Source organism: Nocardia sp. FBN12 (genome assembly GCF_050320175.1).
Classification (GTDB): Bacteria; Actinomycetota; Actinomycetes; order Mycobacteriales; family Mycobacteriaceae; genus Nocardia.
Genome location: NZ_CP190048.1, coordinates 4,593,246 through 4,611,039, shown reverse-complemented (window position 1 = coordinate 4,611,039; position 17,794 = coordinate 4,593,246). Strand labels below are relative to the sequence as shown.

General features: G+C 67.8%; 17 protein-coding genes. 11 read left to right on the top strand and 6 right to left on the bottom strand.

The genetic code is table 11. The annotated features are described in order from the left end of the window. Window positions 1-12: 12 nt before the first annotated feature. From ACQHI0_RS21840 to ACQHI0_RS21830, 3 genes are all read left to right on the top strand, one after another. Window positions 13-978: an alpha/beta hydrolase gene (locus tag ACQHI0_RS21840; protein WP_427903701.1), complete on the top strand. Its 966-nt coding sequence runs from the start codon at window positions 13-15 to the stop codon at window positions 976-978. 33 nt (window positions 979-1,011) lie between these two features. Further along, window positions 1,012-1,344, top strand: coding sequence for a TfoX/Sxy family protein (locus ACQHI0_RS21835; RefSeq protein ID WP_427903700.1), 333 nt, complete (start codon window positions 1,012-1,014; stop codon window positions 1,342-1,344). A gap of 80 nt (window positions 1,345-1,424) precedes the next feature. Beyond that, window positions 1,425-1,874 carry a VOC family protein gene (locus tag ACQHI0_RS21830; RefSeq protein ID WP_427903699.1) on the top strand — a complete coding sequence of 150 codons (450 nt, stop codon included), beginning with the start codon at window positions 1,425-1,427 and terminating at the stop codon, window positions 1,872-1,874. A gap of 55 nt (window positions 1,875-1,929) precedes the next feature. On the opposite strand, the gene ACQHI0_RS21825 is transcribed toward ACQHI0_RS21830, so the two are convergent. Continuing rightward, complete coding sequence (locus ACQHI0_RS21825) at window positions 1,930-2,358, bottom strand: Ig-like domain-containing protein (RefSeq protein WP_427903698.1); 429 nt, start codon at window positions 2,356-2,358, stop codon at window positions 1,930-1,932. Between the two features lie 176 nt (window positions 2,359-2,534). Here ACQHI0_RS21825 and ACQHI0_RS21820 point away from each other — a divergent pair, with 176 nt between their 5' ends. Together ACQHI0_RS21820 and ACQHI0_RS21815 are read left to right on the top strand one after the other, a co-directional pair. After that, a complete protein-coding gene (locus ACQHI0_RS21820; RefSeq protein ID WP_427903697.1) occupies window positions 2,535-2,756 on the top strand; it encodes a hypothetical protein in 222 nt (73 codons plus the stop codon). Window positions 2,757-2,901: 145 nt separating this feature from the next. After that, window positions 2,902-5,499, top strand: a complete 2,598-nt coding sequence (locus ACQHI0_RS21815; RefSeq protein ID WP_427903696.1) for a LuxR C-terminal-related transcriptional regulator — start codon at window positions 2,902-2,904, stop codon at window positions 5,497-5,499. Between the two features lie 2 nt (window positions 5,500-5,501). On the opposite strand, the gene ACQHI0_RS21810 is transcribed toward ACQHI0_RS21815, so the two are convergent. Next, a complete protein-coding gene (locus tag ACQHI0_RS21810) occupies window positions 5,502-6,119 on the bottom strand; it encodes a TetR/AcrR family transcriptional regulator (RefSeq protein ID WP_427903695.1) in 618 nt (205 codons plus the stop codon). A 115-nt stretch (window positions 6,120-6,234) separates the two neighbouring features. Between ACQHI0_RS21810 and ACQHI0_RS21805 the strand changes: the two genes are divergently transcribed. The 6 genes from ACQHI0_RS21805 (at window position 6,235) to ACQHI0_RS21780 (ending at window position 13,745) form a co-directional block, all read left to right on the top strand. Next, the gene (locus tag ACQHI0_RS21805; protein ID WP_427903694.1) at window positions 6,235-7,608 is read left to right on the top strand and encodes a flavin-containing monooxygenase; all 1,374 of its coding nucleotides are present in this window, start codon (window positions 6,235-6,237) and stop codon (window positions 7,606-7,608) included. Beyond that, window positions 7,605-8,753: a serine hydrolase domain-containing protein gene (locus ACQHI0_RS21800; RefSeq protein WP_427903693.1), complete on the top strand. Its 1,149-nt coding sequence runs from the start codon at window positions 7,605-7,607 to the stop codon at window positions 8,751-8,753. Before ACQHI0_RS21805 ends, ACQHI0_RS21800 begins: the two co-directional genes overlap by 4 nt. Before the next feature lie 2 nt (window positions 8,754-8,755). After that, window positions 8,756-9,799, top strand: a complete 1,044-nt coding sequence (locus ACQHI0_RS21795) for an NAD(P)-dependent alcohol dehydrogenase (protein ID WP_427909248.1) — start codon at window positions 8,756-8,758, stop codon at window positions 9,797-9,799. 11 nt (window positions 9,800-9,810) lie between these two features. After that, window positions 9,811-11,457, top strand: a complete 1,647-nt coding sequence (locus ACQHI0_RS21790) for a class I adenylate-forming enzyme family protein (RefSeq protein ID WP_427903692.1) — start codon at window positions 9,811-9,813, stop codon at window positions 11,455-11,457. Between the two features lie 13 nt (window positions 11,458-11,470). Next, complete coding sequence (locus ACQHI0_RS21785) at window positions 11,471-13,210, top strand: N-acyl-D-amino-acid deacylase family protein (protein ID WP_427903691.1); 1,740 nt, start codon at window positions 11,471-11,473, stop codon at window positions 13,208-13,210. Between the two features lie 187 nt (window positions 13,211-13,397). Then, window positions 13,398-13,745 carry a hypothetical protein gene (locus ACQHI0_RS21780; RefSeq protein WP_427903690.1) on the top strand — a complete coding sequence of 116 codons (348 nt, stop codon included), beginning with the start codon at window positions 13,398-13,400 and terminating at the stop codon, window positions 13,743-13,745. Between the two features lie 116 nt (window positions 13,746-13,861). On the opposite strand, the gene ACQHI0_RS21775 is transcribed toward ACQHI0_RS21780, so the two are convergent. The 4 genes from ACQHI0_RS21775 to narH form a co-directional block, all read right to left on the bottom strand. Continuing rightward, a complete protein-coding gene (locus ACQHI0_RS21775; protein ID WP_427903689.1) occupies window positions 13,862-14,581 on the bottom strand; it encodes a maleylpyruvate isomerase family mycothiol-dependent enzyme in 720 nt (239 codons plus the stop codon). A gap of 104 nt (window positions 14,582-14,685) precedes the next feature. Then, a complete protein-coding gene (gene narI, locus ACQHI0_RS21770) occupies window positions 14,686-15,441 on the bottom strand; it encodes a respiratory nitrate reductase subunit gamma (protein WP_427903688.1) in 756 nt (251 codons plus the stop codon). Beyond that, a complete protein-coding gene (narJ, locus tag ACQHI0_RS21765; RefSeq protein ID WP_427903687.1) occupies window positions 15,438-16,118 on the bottom strand; it encodes a nitrate reductase molybdenum cofactor assembly chaperone in 681 nt (226 codons plus the stop codon). Before narJ ends, narI begins: the two co-directional genes overlap by 4 nt. Further along, the gene (gene narH, locus ACQHI0_RS21760; RefSeq protein WP_427903686.1) at window positions 16,115-17,794 is read right to left on the bottom strand and encodes a nitrate reductase subunit beta; all 1,680 of its coding nucleotides are present in this window, start codon (window positions 17,792-17,794) and stop codon (window positions 16,115-16,117) included. The genes narJ and narH overlap by 4 nt, the downstream gene beginning before the upstream one ends.

Below are 17,794 nucleotides of genomic sequence, written 5' to 3'. Positions count from 1 at the left end.
ACACTACGTCGCATGCGTCGGCTTGTGTGCTGTCTGCTCGTCTTGCTCGGCTGTGGATTCGTCGTCTCGCCCGCGGCGTCGGCGCAATCGGGGATCATCGACGTCCGCCCGCTGGGTGGCAGGCAGTTCGAGGTGGTCGTGTATTCCGCGGCCATGAACCGCCCGATCACCCTGTGGATGTCGCATCCCGGCGCGGGCGCGCCCGCGCTGTATCTGCTGAACGCGGTCGACGGTGGCGAGGGCGGTGGGCCGTGGATGCGCCGCACCGACGTCGTCGACTTCTTCGCCGACAAGCCGGTCAATGTGATCGTCCCGATCGGCGGCCGCGCCAGCATGTACACCGACTGGCAGCGCGATGACGGCGCACTCGGCCGCAACAAGTGGACCACCTTCCTGACGAACGAACTGCCCCCGCTGCTCGACGATCGCTTCGGGATGACGGGCGCCAATGGCATTGCGGGCCTGTCGATGTCGGCCACGTCGGCCTTGAATCTGGCCATCGCCGCACCGGGCCTGTACCGTGCGGTCGGCGCCTTCAGCGGATGCACCCAGACCGGTAACCCGCTCGCCGAAACCCTGGTCCGCGCCCAGCTCGCCACCTTCGGCGCCGACGCCACCAATATGTGGGGTGCCCCCGGCGACCCGGCGTGGGCGGCCAACGACCCGACCCTGCACGCCGATCGGCTGCGCGGTACCGCCATCTACCTGTCCTCGGGCAACGGCGCTCCCGGCCCGCACGAGGCCTTCAACGATCCGAGCATCGCGGGCAACGTCGGCGTCCTGCTCGACCGAATGCTGGTCGGCGGCACCATGGAAGCCGTGGTCGGCAGTTGCTCGAGCCCGCTCGCAGGCCGCCTCGGCCAGCTCGGCATTCCCGCCGACGTCCGCTTCCGCGCCGCGGGCACCCACGCCTGGCCCTACTGGCAGGACGACGTGCACGATTCCTGGCCCATGTTCGCCGCCGCCCTCGGCGTCTGAGACCTTGTCTTTGCCTCGGCGCACACTGAGCCGATGGCATATGACGAGGAACTCGCCGAGCGGATCCGGGAGATCGTCTACCCCCGACCCGACCTCGCCGAGAAGAAGATGTTCGGCGGGCTCGCCTTCCTGATCGGCGGCAATATGGCCGTGGCCGTCAGCGGCAAGGGTGGGTTGCTGGTGCGGGTCGCCCCGGCCGAAGGCGATGCCCTGCTCGACGGATCGTCGATCACCCCGATGGTGATGGGTGGGCGCGAGCTGAACGGCTGGCTGCGCGTGGCCCCCGAAACGGTCGACGACGACCCCACACTGCGGGAATGGGTCGAACGCGGCGTGCGATTCGCCGAGACGCTGCCGCGAAAATAAAAGTTCGGCGACTGTGTCGAAGGGCGGCGATCGGCTCCGACCAGTGGGTGAAGCAAGCCACTCACACCGAGGAGCACATCATGTCCGTCAACACCTTCCTGTGGTTCGATGCCGACGCCGAAGCAGCGGCCGAACTGTATGCCGCGACCGTCCCGAATTCGCGCATCGCCGAGGTCACCCGCCAGGGCGACGGCTCGGCTTTCATCATCACCCTCGGCCTCGACGGCCAGGCCGTCACCCTGATGAACGGCGGCCCCGGCCACCCGCACAGTGACGCCGCGTCGCTGCAGGTGATCGTGGATACCCAAGACGAGATCGATTCCCTCTGGGACGCGCTGTCGGAGGGCGGAACCCCCGGCCCGTGCGGCTGGCTCACCGACCGCTTCGGGGTGTCCTGGCAGGTCGCCCCGGCCGTGCTGCCCAAGCTCATGAGCGGTGAGCCCGACCGGGTCATCGCCGTCGCCACTGCGCTGCGGTCGATGTCCAAGCTCGATATCGCCGCGCTGCAACAGGCCTACGACCAGGCCTGAACGCGCGAACGGCCGCCGCGGGGAGAGGATCGCGGCGGCCGTAACGCGGGTGGGGCTAGCCGGCCGAGCCCGACAGCAGCCCACCCAGATCTGCGGAACCGGCGCCCGCGCCGGGGCCGGGGTTGGTCGGCTTCGGGACGACAGTGATCGTGACGGTCTTCGAGCTGATGAGCTCCTGCACCGCCTTGATCTCGTGCGCGCCGGTGGTCTTCGGCGTCCAGGTGATGGTGGCCTTGCCATCGGCTACCGAGACCGGCTCGCCGATCTGGGTGCCGTTGTCGGTGAAGGTCACCTTGAACAGGAACGAGGTGGCCGTGACATCGGCGGTGACGGTGTAGGCGGTATCCACATAGTGCGTGCTGCCGTTCACCGCGATTCCCTGCACGAGCGCGGATGCCTGGGGTGCCGTCAGCACGGCGGCCGCGGCCACCGCGGTGAATGCGGTGAGTCCGAAACCGGCACGTCGCGCCTGGTAGTTCTTCATGATGTTCTCCTGTTCGCGCTGTTGACGATCGCGACATTAGCCACCGGATCCGCACCGCGTCCCGAAAACTGAAATAACAATGTTTAAAATTTGACGGCTGGTGACGCCGCAGGTGGCGAGCGAATTCACCCGGAGCGGATGAGGCAGTGGCAGCGACCGGCCGAGACACTGGAACCATGTCGACGTCCGGACCGCTGCGCTACCAATTCGTCATCGAGGGCGAGCTGTCCGAGCGTGTTCTTGCGGCTTTTCCCGAACTGCGCCCCAGCTCGCATTCGCCCACCGGAACCACCACCCTGTTCGGCCTCGTCGACGACAGCACGGCCATGCGTGGCGTGATGGCCCGCATCGACACCCTCGGGCTCACCCTGCTGAGCATGTCCCAGTTGCCCGACTGAGCGTTCGCCGACGAGTCGACGTCGATCTGATAACGAGCGCCCTCAGTTCTCCTCGCCAGCAACCGAACAGCGGCCGTTTCGCCTACCGTCGATCTCGGCGGAGGTCGGCCGCCCAGCGGTGAAAAGCGTGTTCAGGAGGGTTGAGATGGCTTCGTCGTCGGGTTCTCTGGACTTCCACGGTGGCGGCTCGGTGATAGCTGCGACCGGCCTGTGCGCCGGTCTGCCGGAGCTGTCGTTCGCGCCGGTGCGCTGCAACGCGGCGTTCACCCGATTGGATCGGGCCAGCGCCGCCGCCGGACACACCGTGCTGCTGTGCGGGCCGGTGGGCAGCGGGAAGACCGTGGTGCTGGTCGACTGGGTGCGGCGCCGGTGCTCGGCCCGCGTCGTGTGGTCGACCGTCACCGAACAGTCCGGCACCGACCTGGTGGCCGAGATCGCGCGGACCCTCGATCCCACCGCGGATTCCGTACCGCTCGGGCGGCTGCACACACCGATGGACCGCGCCGCGAACCTCGTCGCCGCGATCGTCGACATCGAGCCGACCGTGCTGGTGATCGACAACGCCCACCTGCTCACCGACCCGTTGCAACTCGCCGGCCTCGAATACCTGCTCACCCACCTGCCCGCCCAGGTCACCGCGCTGATCGCGAGTCGCTTCGACCCGCCGCTGCGCTGGCACGCCCTCGACCTCGCGGGCAGGCTCACCCGGATCGGCGCGCCCGAACTCGCGCTCTCCGCCGACCGGGTCGCCCAGCTGTTCGCCCAGCACGGCTGCCGGCTCGACGACGCCGACCTCGCCGTGGTGCACGACCTCACCTGTGGCTGGGCCGCGCTGGTCCGCATCGCCGCGATCTGCTTGTCGGCCAGCGCGACCGATCGCGATACCGCCCTCGCCGCGCTGGCGCGCCCCTCGCACGCGGTCGCCGACTTCCTGGTCGCCGAACTGCTCGCCTCGCTGCCGGCACCCACGCTCGAATTCCTGCTCGCCACCGCGGTTCCCACGCAATTCTGTCTCCCGATGGCGCAAGATCTGGTCGGTGCGGACGCCGCCCGCATCCTCGACGAACTGCTGCGCGCCAACTTCCCCTTGCACACCGTCGCCCACGGGGGCGAGCTCTGGCACACCTACCACCCGCTCCTGCGTGCCTACCTGCTCGCCGAGGCCGCCTACACCAGGCCGGATCGCCTGCCCGCCTGTCATCGCCGGGTGGCGGCCTGGTTCACCTCGGCCGCGATGCCCGCGGCCGCGCTCGAGCACGTCCTGGCCGAACCCGGCGCACCCGGGCTGGTGCCCTTCCTGCGGGACTGGGCTTTGCGCATGGTGCTGGAAGGAAACGGCCATGCCCTGCTCGACGCCGCCGAAAACCTTGCCGAACACGACACTTTCGTTCGGCTGTTGCGCGCGGCCGTCGCGGTGGAGTCCGGCGATATCGCCGCCGCCGAGGTCTATCTCGAAGCCGCCCACGTCGGCCCTGACTCGGCGCCGCCGGTGGTTCCCGTCGAGTGGGTGGCCGCGCTCGACCACGCGGTGAGTGCGGGAGTCGCTGTGCTGGTGGGTGATTCGTCTTCGATGCGCTGGCCGCTGCCGCCGGCGACCGGGCAACCCGACCTCGACTGCTACGCCGCGCTGCACTGCGGCCTCGCCGAGATCTACAGCGGCGAAATCGACAGCGGCGCGACATCTGTGCGCCACGCGATCGTGCACGCCGAGCAGGCCGGGCTCGGTAGCTTCGCGGTCCGCGCCAGAACCGCGGCGGCGGTGGCGGCCGGGATGGCAGGCCGGATCAACGAGCTACGCGCGCTGGCGGCCGAGGCGATCGACTGCGCGCGACGCTACGAACTCGCCGGATCGGCCGATGCCGCCCCCGCCAGGGTGATCGCCGCCTTCGGCGCCTACCAGCAGGGCGTGGATTTCGAGCAGCCGCTGCCGAGCCTGCCCTTGGCCGCGGCCGACGAGACCATGGTGCCCGCGCCGGTGCGTCAGGGGGTGATCATGACCGGCGTGCTGATGTTCGCCGGCGCCGCGGATCGCTCGGCCGCCGCGGTCGCGCTCGCCAAACAGCTCCAGCGCCTGCTCGACGAAGCCCCGACGCTGCACGGCACCGGCGAACTGGTCACCGACGTGCTGTGGCTGTTGCTGCGCGTGCAAGCAAAGGGCGAGGCGCAGCAGCTGGTCGACCACGCGACGCGGGTGCTCGGCCGGACCCCGGAGATGGCCGTCGTCGAAGCGGGACTCGCCCTCTACGCGCATCGCCCCGCCGTCGTGCTGACCGTGCTGGAGCCGGTGCTGGCGACCGCGGACCTGGCGGCGCGTTCGCGGGTCGCGGCCTGGCTGCTGGTCGCGGTCGCCGCCGACCGACTCGATCGCCCGCGCAAGGTCGACGAGGCCTGCGAACAGGCACTCGCGCACGCGGCGACCGAACAGCTGACCCGCCCGTTCCTCGACGTGCCAGCGGCTGCCGAACTGCTGGCGCGGGTGGGTGCGCGCTTCGGTCAGTACGCCGCTCTCGTCGACCGGATCCGCGCCCACCGCGGCACCGGCGCGGGCGCGCCGCAGCTGACCGACACCGAACTCGTTGTGCTGCGCCAACTTCCGTCCGGGATGACGGCGGGCAGTATCGCCGCCGATCTCGGCGTCTCGGTGAACACCGTCAAGACGCACCTGCGCGGCATCTACCAGAAACTCGCCGTGAACGCCCGCGCCGACGCCATCGCCCAGGCCCGCTCGCTCGGACTCTTCTGACCTCAGTTCGGCGCCTGTAGGGCAGGGAACCAGACATCGGTGAGCACCGCCGCGGCCTGCGTGGCTGTGACGTCGATGGTGCCCTGCATGGCCCAGCGGGTGAAGAAGCGCTCGAGCTGGGCGACGAGGAGTTCGATCCGCAGCCTGCCCTCGTCGCGGCGGTGTTCGGGCCAGCGGGCGAGGTAGGCGGGCATGGTGTCGGCCAGGGTCATGATGCCCTCGCGTGCCACCGCGCGGAATTCCGGTTCCAGCGCGGTGGCCTCGTCCCAGGCCGGAAGCATGTCCTTGTTCGCGAAGAACCAATCGATCGCGCGAGTCATCCAGTCCGCGAACGCTTCCCGGGAACCGATGGTGAGCACGCGGTCGAGGTCGGCGTAGAAGTCCCGCACGCTGGCGAGGGTGCCTTGCTGGGCGATGGCCCTCAACACCTCGCCCTTGCTCGTGAAGTGGAGGTAGAAGGTAGCCCGGCTGCAGCCGACGGCGGCGGCGATGTCGTCGACGCGGACCGCGGAATAGCCCTGCGTCTCGAACAGGGTGCGTGCGGTCTCGACGATCCTGGCCTTCGTCAGGCGCTTCTGTTCCTCACGTAGCGAGCCCCGGCGGGCAGGTTCGGTCGTCATGGGCTCATCGTAGACGATCCGATCATTCACTAGACATGATGTCCAGCGAGAGGCTATTCTGTGGTCCACGTCACCGGCATGGTCATCGATGATCGAAGCCGTTCAGGAGTTGTGCATGGATACACCGGAATTGCCCAAGGTGTGCGTCATCGGCGCCGGACCTTCGGGTATCACCGCCGCGAAGCGGCTCGCCGAGAACGGAATCCCGTTCGACTGTTACGAAGCCTCCGACGAGGTGGGCGGCAACTGGTACTTCAAGAACCCCAATGGCATGTCGGCGTGCTATCAGAGCCTGCACATCGACACGTCCAAGTACCGCTTGCAGTTCGAGGACTTCCCGGCTCCGGATGATTGGCCACATTTCCCGCACCATTCGCAGCTGTTGCAGTACTTCAAGGACTATGTCGACCACTTCGGCCTGCGGGATCGGATTCGGTTCAACAGCCTGGTCGTTTCGGCCGAACGCGACGACGCGGGCTTGTGGCGGGTGACGACGGCGGCAGGCGACACCGAGGTCTACGACGCGCTCATCGTCTGCAACGGCCACCACTGGAACCCTCGATTCCCGGACTACCCCGGCGAATTCGACGGTGTGCTCATGCACAGCCACGCCTACAACGACCCGTTCGACCCGATCGACATGCGCGGCAAGCGGATCGTGGTGGTCGGCATGGGCAACTCCGGGCTCGACATCGCCTCGGAACTGTCCCAGCGCTTCATCGCCTCGAAACTGTTCGTCTCCGCCCGTCGCGGCGTCTGGGTGCTACCCAAGTATGTCAATGGTCAAGTGGGCGACCGTGCTTCGATGCCGGCGTGGATTCCCGGCAAGATCGCGCTCAAGCTCAAGCAGCGCTTCGTCCGCAAGAACCGTGGCGAGATGTCGACCTACGGCCTGCCGACCCCCGATCACGAGCCGTTCGAGGCGCATCCCTCGGCCAGCGAGGAATTCCTGCACCGCGCGGGTTGCGGCGATATCGAGGCCAAACCCGCGATTGCCCGCCTCGACGGTGACACCGTGCACTTCGCCGACGGCACCAGTGCGCAGGCGGACGTGATCGTCTGCGCCACCGGCTATCACATCAGCTTCCCGTTCTTCACCGATCCGGCGCTGGTGCCCGACGCGGCCAATCGGTTCCCGCTGTTCCAGATGATGATGAAGCCGGGTGTGGACAATCTGTTCTATCTCGGTCTCGCCCAGCCGATGCCGACGCTGGTGAACTTCGCCGAGCAGCAGAGCAAGCTGGTCGCCGCCTACCTGGCCGGGCGCTACCACCTGCCCTCGCGCGAGCAGATCGACGAGGTGCTCGGCGCGCAGGAAGCCAAACGCGCTGGGCGCTATTACGATTCGCCTCGCCACACCATCCAGACCGAGTTCGAGCCGTATGTGCGTTCGATGACCAAGGAGATGGCGCGCGGCGCGAAACGTGCCGCCGCCGCGGGCTACCGCCTGCCGGTGCCCGCTCGGGTGCGGGCCGAGGTGGCGCGATGAGTGCTTCCTCCGGTTTCTGCCGTGACGAATTCGCCGGCGTACGTGCGGCATTCGATGAACATCTCCGGTCGGGTGCCGAACTCGGCGCGGCCCTGTGCGTCACCGTCGACGGTGATCCGGTCCTCGACCTCTGGGGCGGTTACGCCGACGCGGCGAAGACCACGCCGTGGGGTGTCGACACCCTGGTCAACGTCTTCTCGGTCACCAAGACGATGACGGCACTGTGCGCCCTGCTGCTGGTCGACCGCGGTGAACTCGACGTCGACCAGCGGGTGGCCCACTATTGGCCCGAATTCGCGGCGAATGGCAAGGCCGACATCGAAGTTCGCCACCTGCTCTCGCACACCTCGGGTGTGTCTGGCTGGGAGAAGCCGATCGAGCTGACCGACATCTACGACACCGATGCCGCCGCCGCCCGCCTCGCGACGCAGGCACCGTGGTGGGAGCCGGGTACCGCCTCGGGCTACCACGCCATCAACTACGGCCATCTCATCGGTGAATTGGTGCGCCGCATCACCGGGCGTTCGCTGGGCCGGTTCTTCGCCGACGAGCTGGCGGGCCCGCTCGGTGCCGACTTCCATATCGGCACCGGTCCCGAGCACGCCGACCGGATCGCCACCCTGATCCCGCCGGAGATGCCGGACTTCGACCTGTCGACCCTGGACCAGGACAGCGTGCTGATCAAGACGCTCACCAGCCCCTGGCTGGAGGTCTCCGAAACCGCGACCCCGGGGTGGCGTGCGGCCGAGATCGGCGGCACCAACGGGCACGGCAACGCGCGCTCGGTGGCCCGCATCCAGTCGCTGATCGCCAATGGCGGCGAGCTGAGCGGCAGGCGGTTCCTCAGGCCCGCGACGATCGATGTGATCTTCCGCGAGCAGGCCGACGGCATCGACCTGGCGCTGCTGGCACCGCTGCGCTTCGGCATCGGCTACGGCTTGCCCCGACCGGAGACCTTCCCGCACATTCCCGACGGACGGGTCTGCTGGTGGGCAGGATACGGCGGCTCGATGGTCGTCAACGATCTGGATCGCCGAATCACCTTCGCCTACACCATGAATCGGATGGCTACCGGGTTGATCGGATCCGATCGGTGCGACAGCTACCTGAAGGCCACCTTCGACGCGGTAGGCGGCGCCCGATGAGCATGCGCGCGATGCAGCTGACGGCCCCGGGCACCCTCGAGTTGCGCACGGTGCCCGTCCCCGAGCTCGGACCGGACGATCTGCTCCTGCGGGTCGGCGCGGCCGGGATCTGCCATTCGGATTCGTTCGTGCTGAGCCTGCCGTTCCCGATGAGCGAGCAGCCTCTGACCTTGGGCCACGAGATCGCGGGCACGATCGAGGCGGTCGGCTCCGCGGTCGAGGGGCGCCGCGTCGGCGAACGCGGGATCGTGTACCTGTGCTGGTCGTGTGGCGAATGCCGGGAGTGCTCGCGCGGCAACGAGAACGTCTGTCTGGCGGCCGGTCGCACCGCGATGCCGCAGTGCCCGGGGCTCGGGCCCGACGGTGGGATGGCCGAGTTCGTCCGCATCCCGCGGCGTTCGTTCGTGCCCATCGCCGATGACCTGGACTTCGCACTGGCCGCGCCGCTGGCCGACGCCGCGCTGACCCCGATGCACGCCATCCACGGCGCCATGGACCAGCTGTGGCCGGGCGCGACCGCGGTCGCCATCGGCATCGGCGGACTCGGTCACGTCGCGGTGCAGTTGTTGAAGGCGCTCACCGAGACCACCGTGATCGCGGTCGACGTGGACGCAGGCAAGCTCGCCCTGGCTACCGAATGCGGCGCCGACATCGTGCTGAAGGCCGACGAGTACACAGCGGCCACGATCTTGGAGCTCACCGGCGGACGTGGCGCGGAAGCGGTGTTCGACTTCGTCGGTACCGATCCCACCGTCAAGGTCGCCGTCGAATCCGTCGCCCCCAACGGTGCGGTCCGGCTGGTCGGTCTCGGCGGCGGTGCCACCGGCATCGACTCGGGTCCCGCGGGTGGGCCCGGCCTGCCGTGGGGCGCCACGGTGCGAAAGTCCTACGGCGGCACCAGATCCGACCTCATCGATGCGGTGGCACTGGCCGCCGCGGGCAAGGTGCGCGCCGAGGTCGAGCGCTTCGACCTGGCCGACGCCCGCACCGCCTTCGACCGACTCGACTCCGGCGCGATCCGCGGACGCGCCGTCCTCATTCCTTGATGGAGAAGAACATGACCAACGCTGTAGACCCACAGGAATTCGTAGCCAAGGTCGCCGCGGGCCTGACCGCACCCGGAGCGCCGTTCGAGATGACCGTCGAACCCGTGCTCGGCGTGCCGATTCCGGTATTCGCGCGGCGCCGCGCGAACCTGCGCGAACTGCTCGAACACTCGCTGAACTGGGGGGAGCGCGACTATCTCGTCACCGAGGACCGCCGGATCTCCTTCACCGAGCACGCCGCTGCCGCAGGCGCTCTGGCCACCGCGCTGGCAGGCAAGTACGGAGTCGGCAAGGGCGATCGGGTCGGCATCCTGGCCGCCAACGGCCCGGACTGGGTGATCGCGTTCTGGGCCGCGCAATGTCTCGGCGCGATCCCGGTCGGCTACAACGCCTGGTGGGCGCCACGGGAGATCGCCTACGGATTGGGCCACACCACCCCGGCAGTGGTCATCGCAGACGCGAAAAGGGCTGCGCTGCTCACCGAAACAGATGTTCCGGTCCTCACCATGGAGGAAGATCTGCCCGCCCTCATCGCCGAATTCGGTGGTGGCGAGATCCCGAGCACGCCAGTGGCCGAGGACGATCCGGCCGTCATCCTCTACACCAGCGGCACCAGCGGCAGGCCGAAGGGGGTGGTCCATTCGCAGCGAAACATGGTGGCGATCAGCGACTATCACCGTTTCACCGACGCCATGATGGGCGCGTTCATGGGCCAGGAGCCCAGCGACGCACCGAGCGATCGCCGTTACCTGGTCACCGCGCCGCTGTTTCACATCGCCAGTCTGCACAACCTCGTCATCCCACGGTTGCTGACCGGCGCGGCCGCGGTGTTCCCACACGGTGGCTTCGAAGTCGGCCGGATTCTGAGCCTGATCGAGCGCGAGCGGGTCACCAACTGGGCCGCGGTGCCGACCATGGCCTCGCGCCTGCTGGAACATGATGTGGCCCAACACGATCTGTCCTCGCTGAGCGCGCTCTCGCTGAACTCGGCGCCGTCCTCGCCCGCGTTGATCGCCAGTCTGCGCGAGAAGACCTCGGCCCTGCAGTTCTCGCTGACCACCAGTTACGGCCTCACCGAGAGCGGTACCGCGGCGACGGTGGCCACCCCGCTCGACCTGGCCGCCGACGACGCCTCGGTCGGCAGGCCGATCATCGGGGTGGCGGTGCAGATCCGCGACGCCGAGGGCAACGCGGTCGGCGACGGCGAAGAGGGCGAGATCTGCATCCGCAGTCCCTATGTGATGCTCGGCTACTGGAACGACGACGCGGCCACCGGATCGGCGATCGACGACCAAAGATGGTTGCGCTCCGGCGATTTCGGCACGATGCGCGATGGCAGGCTCACCGTGTCGGGCAGGCGGACCGACCTGATCCTGCGCGGCGGGGAGAACGTCTACCCCACCGAGATCGAGAACGTGCTGTGTGAACATCCCGCGGTCAGCGAATGCGCGGTGTTCGGGGTCGCCGATGCCGACCTCGGCCAGGTGGTGGCGGCGGTGATCGTCACCGAGCCCGGCGCGGTGGAGGTCGAGGAACTGCAGGCGTTCGTCGGCGACCGCCTCGCCTATTTCAAGGTGCCAGCCCACTGGCGTCTCACAACGGATGCGCTGCCGCGCAACGCGACCGGTAAAGTCACCAGGCGCGAGCTCGCGATCTAAAAGGGGTCTGAACATGTTCGACAGCATCATCAAGGGTGGCCGTTGGTTCGACGGCACCGGCGCCCCATCCGCGGTCCGTCACCTCGGCATCATCGACGGCAAGGTGGCCGAGATCTCGGAGACCCCGCTCGACGAAACCGGCTGCTCCCGCGTCGTCGACGCGACGGGCAAATGGGTTGTCCCCGGCATGATCGACATCCACACCCACTACGACGTGGAGGTCCTGCTCGACCCGTCGCTGTCGGAGTCGGTGCGCCACGGCATCACCACCGTGCTGCTGGGTTCGTGCTCGCTCTCGACCGTGCACGTCGACGGTGAGACCGCGGGCGACCTGTTCGGCAGGGTCGAGGCCATCCCGCGCCCGTACGTCGTCGGCGCGATGAACGACGTCCAGACCTGGAGTACCGCAAGCGAATACGTCGCCGCGCTCGAGCAGTCGCCGCTCGGACCGAATCTGGCGGGCTTCATCGGCCACTCCGATATTCGGGCGGCGGTGATGGGGCTCGACCGCTCCACCCGCAAGGAAGTGAAACCGTCCAAGGATGAGCTGGCCGAGATCGAGCGCATGCTCACCGACGCACTCGACGCCGGTTTCGTCGGAATGTCCTCGCAGCAGCTGCTTTTCGACAAGCTCGACGGGGAGACCTGCCGTTCGCGGACGCTGCCGTCCACGTATGCCAAGAGCAAGGAACGGCACCGGCTCAACACGATCCTGCGCAAGCGCGGTCGCGCGTTGCAGGGTGGCCCCGACATCACCAACCCCAAGAGCTTGGTGTCGATGGCGGTCTCGAGCATCGGCCTATGGCGCAAATCGCTCAAGGTGAGCCTGCTCTCGGCGGCCGATGTGAAGGCGGTGCCGGGCGCGTCCAAGATGTTCCCCGCCGTCGGCAAGATCATCAACGGGCTCGACGGCAACTTCCGCTGGCAGCATCTGCCCGTTCCGTTCGAGGTGTACTCCGACGGCATCTCGCTGCCGGTGTTCGAGGAGTTCGGTTCCGGCGCGGCCGCTTTGCACCTGGCCGATCACATCGACGAGCAGCGTCACCTCATGCAGGACGAGGAGTACCGCCGCTCGTTCCGCAAGGACTACGACAACAAGTACGGCCCCCGCGCCTGGCACCGTGACTTCTTCGACGCCGATATCGTCGAGTGCCCCGACGAGACCGTCATCGGCAAGACCTTCGGTGAGGTCGGCGTCGATCGCGGCGGCCTGCACCCGGTCGACGCGTTCCTCGACCTCGTCGTCGAACACGGCGACAAACTGCGCTGGCGCACCACCATTTCCAACCACCGCCCCGAGGTGGCCGACATCCTGGCCGCCGACCCGTCGGTGCAGCTCGGCTTCTCCGACGCGGGCGCCCACCTGCGCAACATGGCCTTCTACAACTTCGGCCTGCGCCTGCTCCGCCGGGTCAACGATGCCGCGACCAGCGAGAAGCCGTTCATGACGGTCGAGCACGCGGTCCACCGCCTCACCGGCGAACTGGCGGACTGGTACGGCCTCGACACCGGCCACCTGCGCGTGGGCGACCGTGCCGACGCCGTCGTCATCGACCCCGCCCATCTCGACGAAACCCTCGACGCCTACGCGGAGAGCCCCGTCGCTGTGTTCGGCAACCTCCCGCGCATGGTCAACCGCAACGACGAGACGGTCACCGCGGTCTTCGTCAACGGGCGCTATGTCTTCGGCGAGGGCGAAGCCGATCCCGTGCTCGGCACCGAACGAGTGGGGGAATTCCTGCGCGCCGGGTAGGACCCGCCGACCAGGTCGCGAGGCAGTCGAACCCGCCCGCGGCCGGGTCCTCGGCACCGACACGTCGCGCACCCGGTGCGCGACGCACCCGCCCCGATCTGCGACCCTCACGTGACGACCGTGTGGCGTCCGACCTGAATCCGGTCGGCCCCGCGCGAAACACCGCACATCAGCGAGAGGACGCGACATGTCGGACGCGAAACGGATCACCTGGGGAAAACCACGCCACCCCACCGACGCCGGCCGCGACGCCTTGCGCGAGGACCTTCTCACCAGGGCCCGCGCGGTCCGTTCCGGCGGCTGGGCGAACCACCGCACCGAGTGGTCGGCAGGTCAGGTCGCCGTTGTCGCCTATGTACTCGGTGATGCCGAGGTGCTGGCCGAATTCGACGAGAACGAGGGCACGGTGCTGAGCCGCTATGCCGCCGATCTGTTCGGATTCATCAAGGGACGCAAGGACATCGAGGCCGGACTTGTCGGCACCCAGGCGTGGTTCGACACTGTTCGCAAGGCACTGGGCGACACGTCGACGTGAGACCGACGGGTAGTTCTGGGATCTCAGCCTGTTGTCGGTGGGCGCTGCGGGAGTCCGTGGCGCTCGACCATCGCGGGCGTTAACGGTCCGCTGCGCCGGATTCCGCGAAGGTTCCGTCAGCCGTCGACCGTCCCCGCGGTCACGCGGTCGGTGAGGGCGGGTGCGCCGGGCCCGGTGAGGTCGTCGCAGTAGGCGGCCCGCCCGGCCATCGCCATGGTCAGCGCGATCGTAGTTCCGCTGATCAGTGGTCCGGTTCCGGTCGTGAACGGGCCGTCGGTCGCTTCCAGCCGCAGACCTTCGGTGAGTGTGCGGCCGGGGACGGTGAAATCGCGGCTCGCGTAGAACTCGGCGACGGCGGTGGTCGCTTCGATCGACGGTGTGTAACCCAGGCCGAGCGGGCGGCGGATGTCCTGGGCGTGGACGATGACCTCGCCGAGCCAGGCCGCCGTGGGGCCTGGGGCCGAGGTCGTACTGGGGATGATCGCCCGGAACAGTGCGAGGGTCTCGGCCGGCGTCTTCCCGAGATGCTCGGCCTTGCGTCGTTCGTTGTGTTTGTCGAAGTCGAAGCGGGCGCCGAGGACGCTGGTCACCCAGCGCACCCGGCCGACGCTGGCCGCGGCCGTGAGATGAGCGAGCACATCCTCGACGGTCCAGGATCCGCACAGCGAAGGTCGGCCCCACTGGTCGTCGTCGAGGTCAGCGAGATCGTCGGCGAGGGCGGCGCGCTCGGCGTGCGCCATCGCCCACAGCGCCGCACGGTCTGGACCCACGGGCCCACCGGACATGAGAAACCTCGATTCGGGCACCCGCAGGCCACCGGAGCGCGACGGTGCCACCTCGACGCTCCGTAATGAAGACGGTTCGGCCCGCGTGAACTCATCGGTGCGTCATGACCACGCCCCGCCTGCGTGGCGCGCGGGCGGGCGCCGAAACGAACGAACTACCAGCGGTCGGGAGTGACCGGTGCGTCCCATGCCTTGGCGAAGCGGGTCTTGTCCTTGGTGTCTACTTCCTTGCGGCGGTAGACGATGTAGGGGCGGGTGAGGTAGCCGATGGGGGCGCTGAACATGTGGACCAGGCGAGTGTAGGGCCACGCGAAGACCAGGGCGAGGACGACGAGGCCGTGGAGTTGGAAAGTCCAGGGAACGCCGACCATCAGGCCCGGTTCGGGGTTGATCGAGAACAGGCTGCGGAACCAGGGGGAGACCGTGGTGCGGTAGTTGTAGGTGCCCCACAGCAGGTTGGAGCCCCACGTGTTGAGCAGGCCGGTGACCAGGGCCAAGGTCAGCAGCGTGTACATCATGACGTCGTTGCGGCTGGTGTTCTTGCGTACGGCGGGGATGGCGATGCGGCGGTAGCACAGGATCGCCACCCCCGCGACGACCATCAGTCCGGCGATCGAGCCCGCGCCGACCGCGACGAGGTGGTAGGCGTGCTCGGAGATGCCGATCGCCGCGGTCCAGGATTCGGGGATCAACAGACCCATGACATGTCCGCCGAACACCCCGAGCATGCCGAAGTGGAACAGCGGGCTGCCCAGTTGCAGCAGCTTGGACTCGTAGATCTGTGAGGACCGGGTGGTCCAGCCGAACTGGTCGAAGCGGTAGCGCCAGACATGGCCGAGCACAAAGGAAGTCGCCGCGATGTAGGGCAGGATCAGCCACAGGCCTTCGGGCAGGGGGATGGTTGCGTTCATCTGCGGCCTTCTGTTGCTTCGAAGAGGGCGGGGTCCATGGCGTAGGGCTCGAGGCCGACCTCTTCCTCGGGCGGACCCTGGGCGGCGAGTTCGGCGATGCGCCTGCGGTCGGCGGTGGTCACCGGGGGCAGGGTGGTGAGGACCGCGCCGAGGACACCGCTGTAGGGAGAGTTGTTGTCGCCCAGCGACAGTCGCAACAGCTCCAGCACCGGCACGTGCTCGCCGAGCAGGCGTTCGCCGCCGATCGGGTCGATGGTGGCGGCGAATTCCAGCAGCACCGGCAGGTGGTCCGGGAGTTCCTCGTCGCCGAGTTCTACTCCCGCCTGGCGGTAGGCGTGCTTGAAACGCAGCAGTGCCATGCCGCGTTTGCGGGTGTCGCCGAAGGCGTAGAAGGTCAGGTGCAGGCTGGCGCGGCGGCGCATGTCGAAAGTCTCGACGTAGCTCTGCGCCACTTCGATCGCCGGGGTGTCACGCAGATAGGCGAATATCTCGGCGAACTGCGCCTGCACCTCGTCGGGCAAGTGCGCTGCGGCCTCGGACAACTGGTCGAGCATGGCCAGGGTCTGCTCGCCGGGGTAGTCGAGCAGGAACGCGGCCAGCCGCCACACGACCAAGCGGTCGTGCTCGGGCATCGCGGTAACCGGTTGGGGCCGTTTACGAATCGACAACAGACTCATGGCGCGACACCGCTCACGGGTGAGTCGGTAATGGCAGCGCCGTTGCTGCCGTTGCCGTTACCGGCGCCGTTGCCGGTACCCCCGTTGCCGTTCGTGGTCGGCACGAGTCCACTGGTGCTGCGCCCGTCCCAGTTGAGCAGGTTGATCCGGCCCGACTTCTCCTCCGGCGCAGCCTGATTGACGTCCGAGAGCGAGAACTTCTCGACGACCTGGTCGAACGCGGTCATGCCAGGTCCGCCGTCGGTATCGAGACTGCACCCGGTGGCCAGCGAATCCAGTTCGTGCGCTTTGGAAGTCGCGCCCATCGGGATCACGTACCGGTGCTCGTACTTGGCGATGGCGAGCAACCGGTACATCGCCTCGATCTCCTCGGGCTCGAGACCGATCGACGGCGCGATATGGGGTTCGGGTTCTTCGCCGAGGTTCACCGAACGCATGAACGCCCGCATTCCGGCCAACCGCTGCAACGAGGAGCGCACCGGTCCGATCTCGCCTGCGGTGAACAGCTCGGCGAGGTAGTCGAGCGGGATGCGCAGCGCGTCGATGGCGCCGAACAGGTTGCGCACGTCCTCGCCGTCGTGCCCGGTCTCGGTGAGCACATCCACCACCGGCGACAGCGGCGGCACGTACCAAACCATCGGCATCGTGCGGTATTCCGGGTGCAGCGGCAGCGCCAGCTGGTAGTCGACGATCAGCTTGTAGACCGGCGAATCCTGGGCGGCCTGAATCCATTCCGGTGAGATCCCGGCCTTCTCGGCCTCGGCGATCACGCGCTCGTCATGCGGGTTGAGGAACACGCCGAGCTGCGAGGTATAGAGGTCCTGCGGGTCGGTGACCTGGGCCGCTTCGAGCACCGCGTCGGCGTCGTAGAGCATCACGCCGATGTAGCGCAGCCGCCCGACGCAGGTCTCCGAGCACACCGTCGGGATGCCGACTTCCACGCGCGGGTAGCAGAAGGTGCACTTCTCCGCCTTGCCCGTCTTGTGGTTGAAGTAGATCTTCTTGTACGGGCAGCCGGTGATGCACTGGCGCCAACCACGGCACTTGTCCTGGTCGACGAGCACGATGCCGTCTTCCTCGCGCTTGTAGATCGCGCCGGAGGGGCACGACGCGGCGCACGAGGGGTTCAGGCAGTGCTCGCAGATGCGCGGCAGGTAGAACATGAAGGTCTCTTCGAACTCCAGTTTCACCTTGGTCTCGAGCTTGCCGAGGATGGGGTCCTTGCCGACCTGCTCGGGACCCGAACCCAGGTCGTCGTCCCAGTTCGCACCCCAGGTGACCTTGGTGTCCTCACCGGTGATCAGCGACTTGGGCCGCGCCACCGGGGTGGTGTCCATGGGCGGCGACGACAGCAGGTTGTCGTAGTCGTAGCTCCACGGCTCGTAGTAGTCGTCGACCGTGGGCAGGTCGGGGTTGGCGAAGATGTTCATCAGGCGCTTGAACCGCGAGCCGGACTTGAGGGTCAGCTTGCCGCGCTTGTTGAGCGTCCAGCCACCCTTCCACTTCTCCTGGTCCTCGTACTGACGCGGATAACCCTGTCCCGGACGGGTTTCCACATTGTTGAACCAGACGTACTCGGTGCCGCCGCGATTGGTCCACGCCTGCTTGCAGGTGACCGAGCAGGTGTGGCAGCCGATGCACTTGTCCAGGTTCATGACCATCGCAAGTTGAGCCAT

Bases quoted from the DNA above. Each gene is read 5' to 3' on its own strand.
- ACQHI0_RS21825 (WP_427903698.1), bottom strand. From the start codon at position 2,358: ATGAAGAACTACCAGGCGCGACGTGCCGGTTTCGGACTCACCGCATTC.
- ACQHI0_RS21780 (WP_427903690.1), top strand. From the start codon at position 13,398: ATGTCGGACGCGAAACGGATCACCTGGGGAAAACCACGCCACCCCACC.
- ACQHI0_RS21805 (WP_427903694.1), top strand. From the start codon at position 6,235: ATGGATACACCGGAATTGCCCAAGGTGTGCGTCATCGGCGCCGGACCT.
- ACQHI0_RS21800 (WP_427903693.1), top strand. From the start codon at position 7,605: ATGAGTGCTTCCTCCGGTTTCTGCCGTGACGAATTCGCCGGCGTACGT.
- ACQHI0_RS21840 (WP_427903701.1), top strand. From the start codon at position 13: ATGCGTCGGCTTGTGTGCTGTCTGCTCGTCTTGCTCGGCTGTGGATTC.
- ACQHI0_RS21830 (WP_427903699.1), top strand. From the start codon at position 1,425: ATGTCCGTCAACACCTTCCTGTGGTTCGATGCCGACGCCGAAGCAGCG.
- ACQHI0_RS21835 (WP_427903700.1), top strand. From the start codon at position 1,012: ATGGCATATGACGAGGAACTCGCCGAGCGGATCCGGGAGATCGTCTAC.
- ACQHI0_RS21820 (WP_427903697.1), top strand. From the start codon at position 2,535: ATGTCGACGTCCGGACCGCTGCGCTACCAATTCGTCATCGAGGGCGAG.
- ACQHI0_RS21815 (WP_427903696.1), top strand. From the start codon at position 2,902: ATGGCTTCGTCGTCGGGTTCTCTGGACTTCCACGGTGGCGGCTCGGTG.
- ACQHI0_RS21790 (WP_427903692.1), top strand. From the start codon at position 9,811: ATGACCAACGCTGTAGACCCACAGGAATTCGTAGCCAAGGTCGCCGCG.
- ACQHI0_RS21795 (WP_427909248.1), top strand. From the start codon at position 8,756: ATGCGCGCGATGCAGCTGACGGCCCCGGGCACCCTCGAGTTGCGCACG.
- ACQHI0_RS21785 (WP_427903691.1), top strand. From the start codon at position 11,471: ATGTTCGACAGCATCATCAAGGGTGGCCGTTGGTTCGACGGCACCGGC.
- narJ (WP_427903687.1), bottom strand. From the start codon at position 16,118: ATGAGTCTGTTGTCGATTCGTAAACGGCCCCAACCGGTTACCGCGATG.
- narI (WP_427903688.1), bottom strand. From the start codon at position 15,441: ATGAACGCAACCATCCCCCTGCCCGAAGGCCTGTGGCTGATCCTGCCC.
- narH (WP_427903686.1), bottom strand. From the start codon at position 17,794: ATGGCTCAACTTGCGATGGTCATGAACCTGGACAAGTGCATCGGCTGC.
- ACQHI0_RS21810 (WP_427903695.1), bottom strand. From the start codon at position 6,119: ATGACGACCGAACCTGCCCGCCGGGGCTCGCTACGTGAGGAACAGAAG.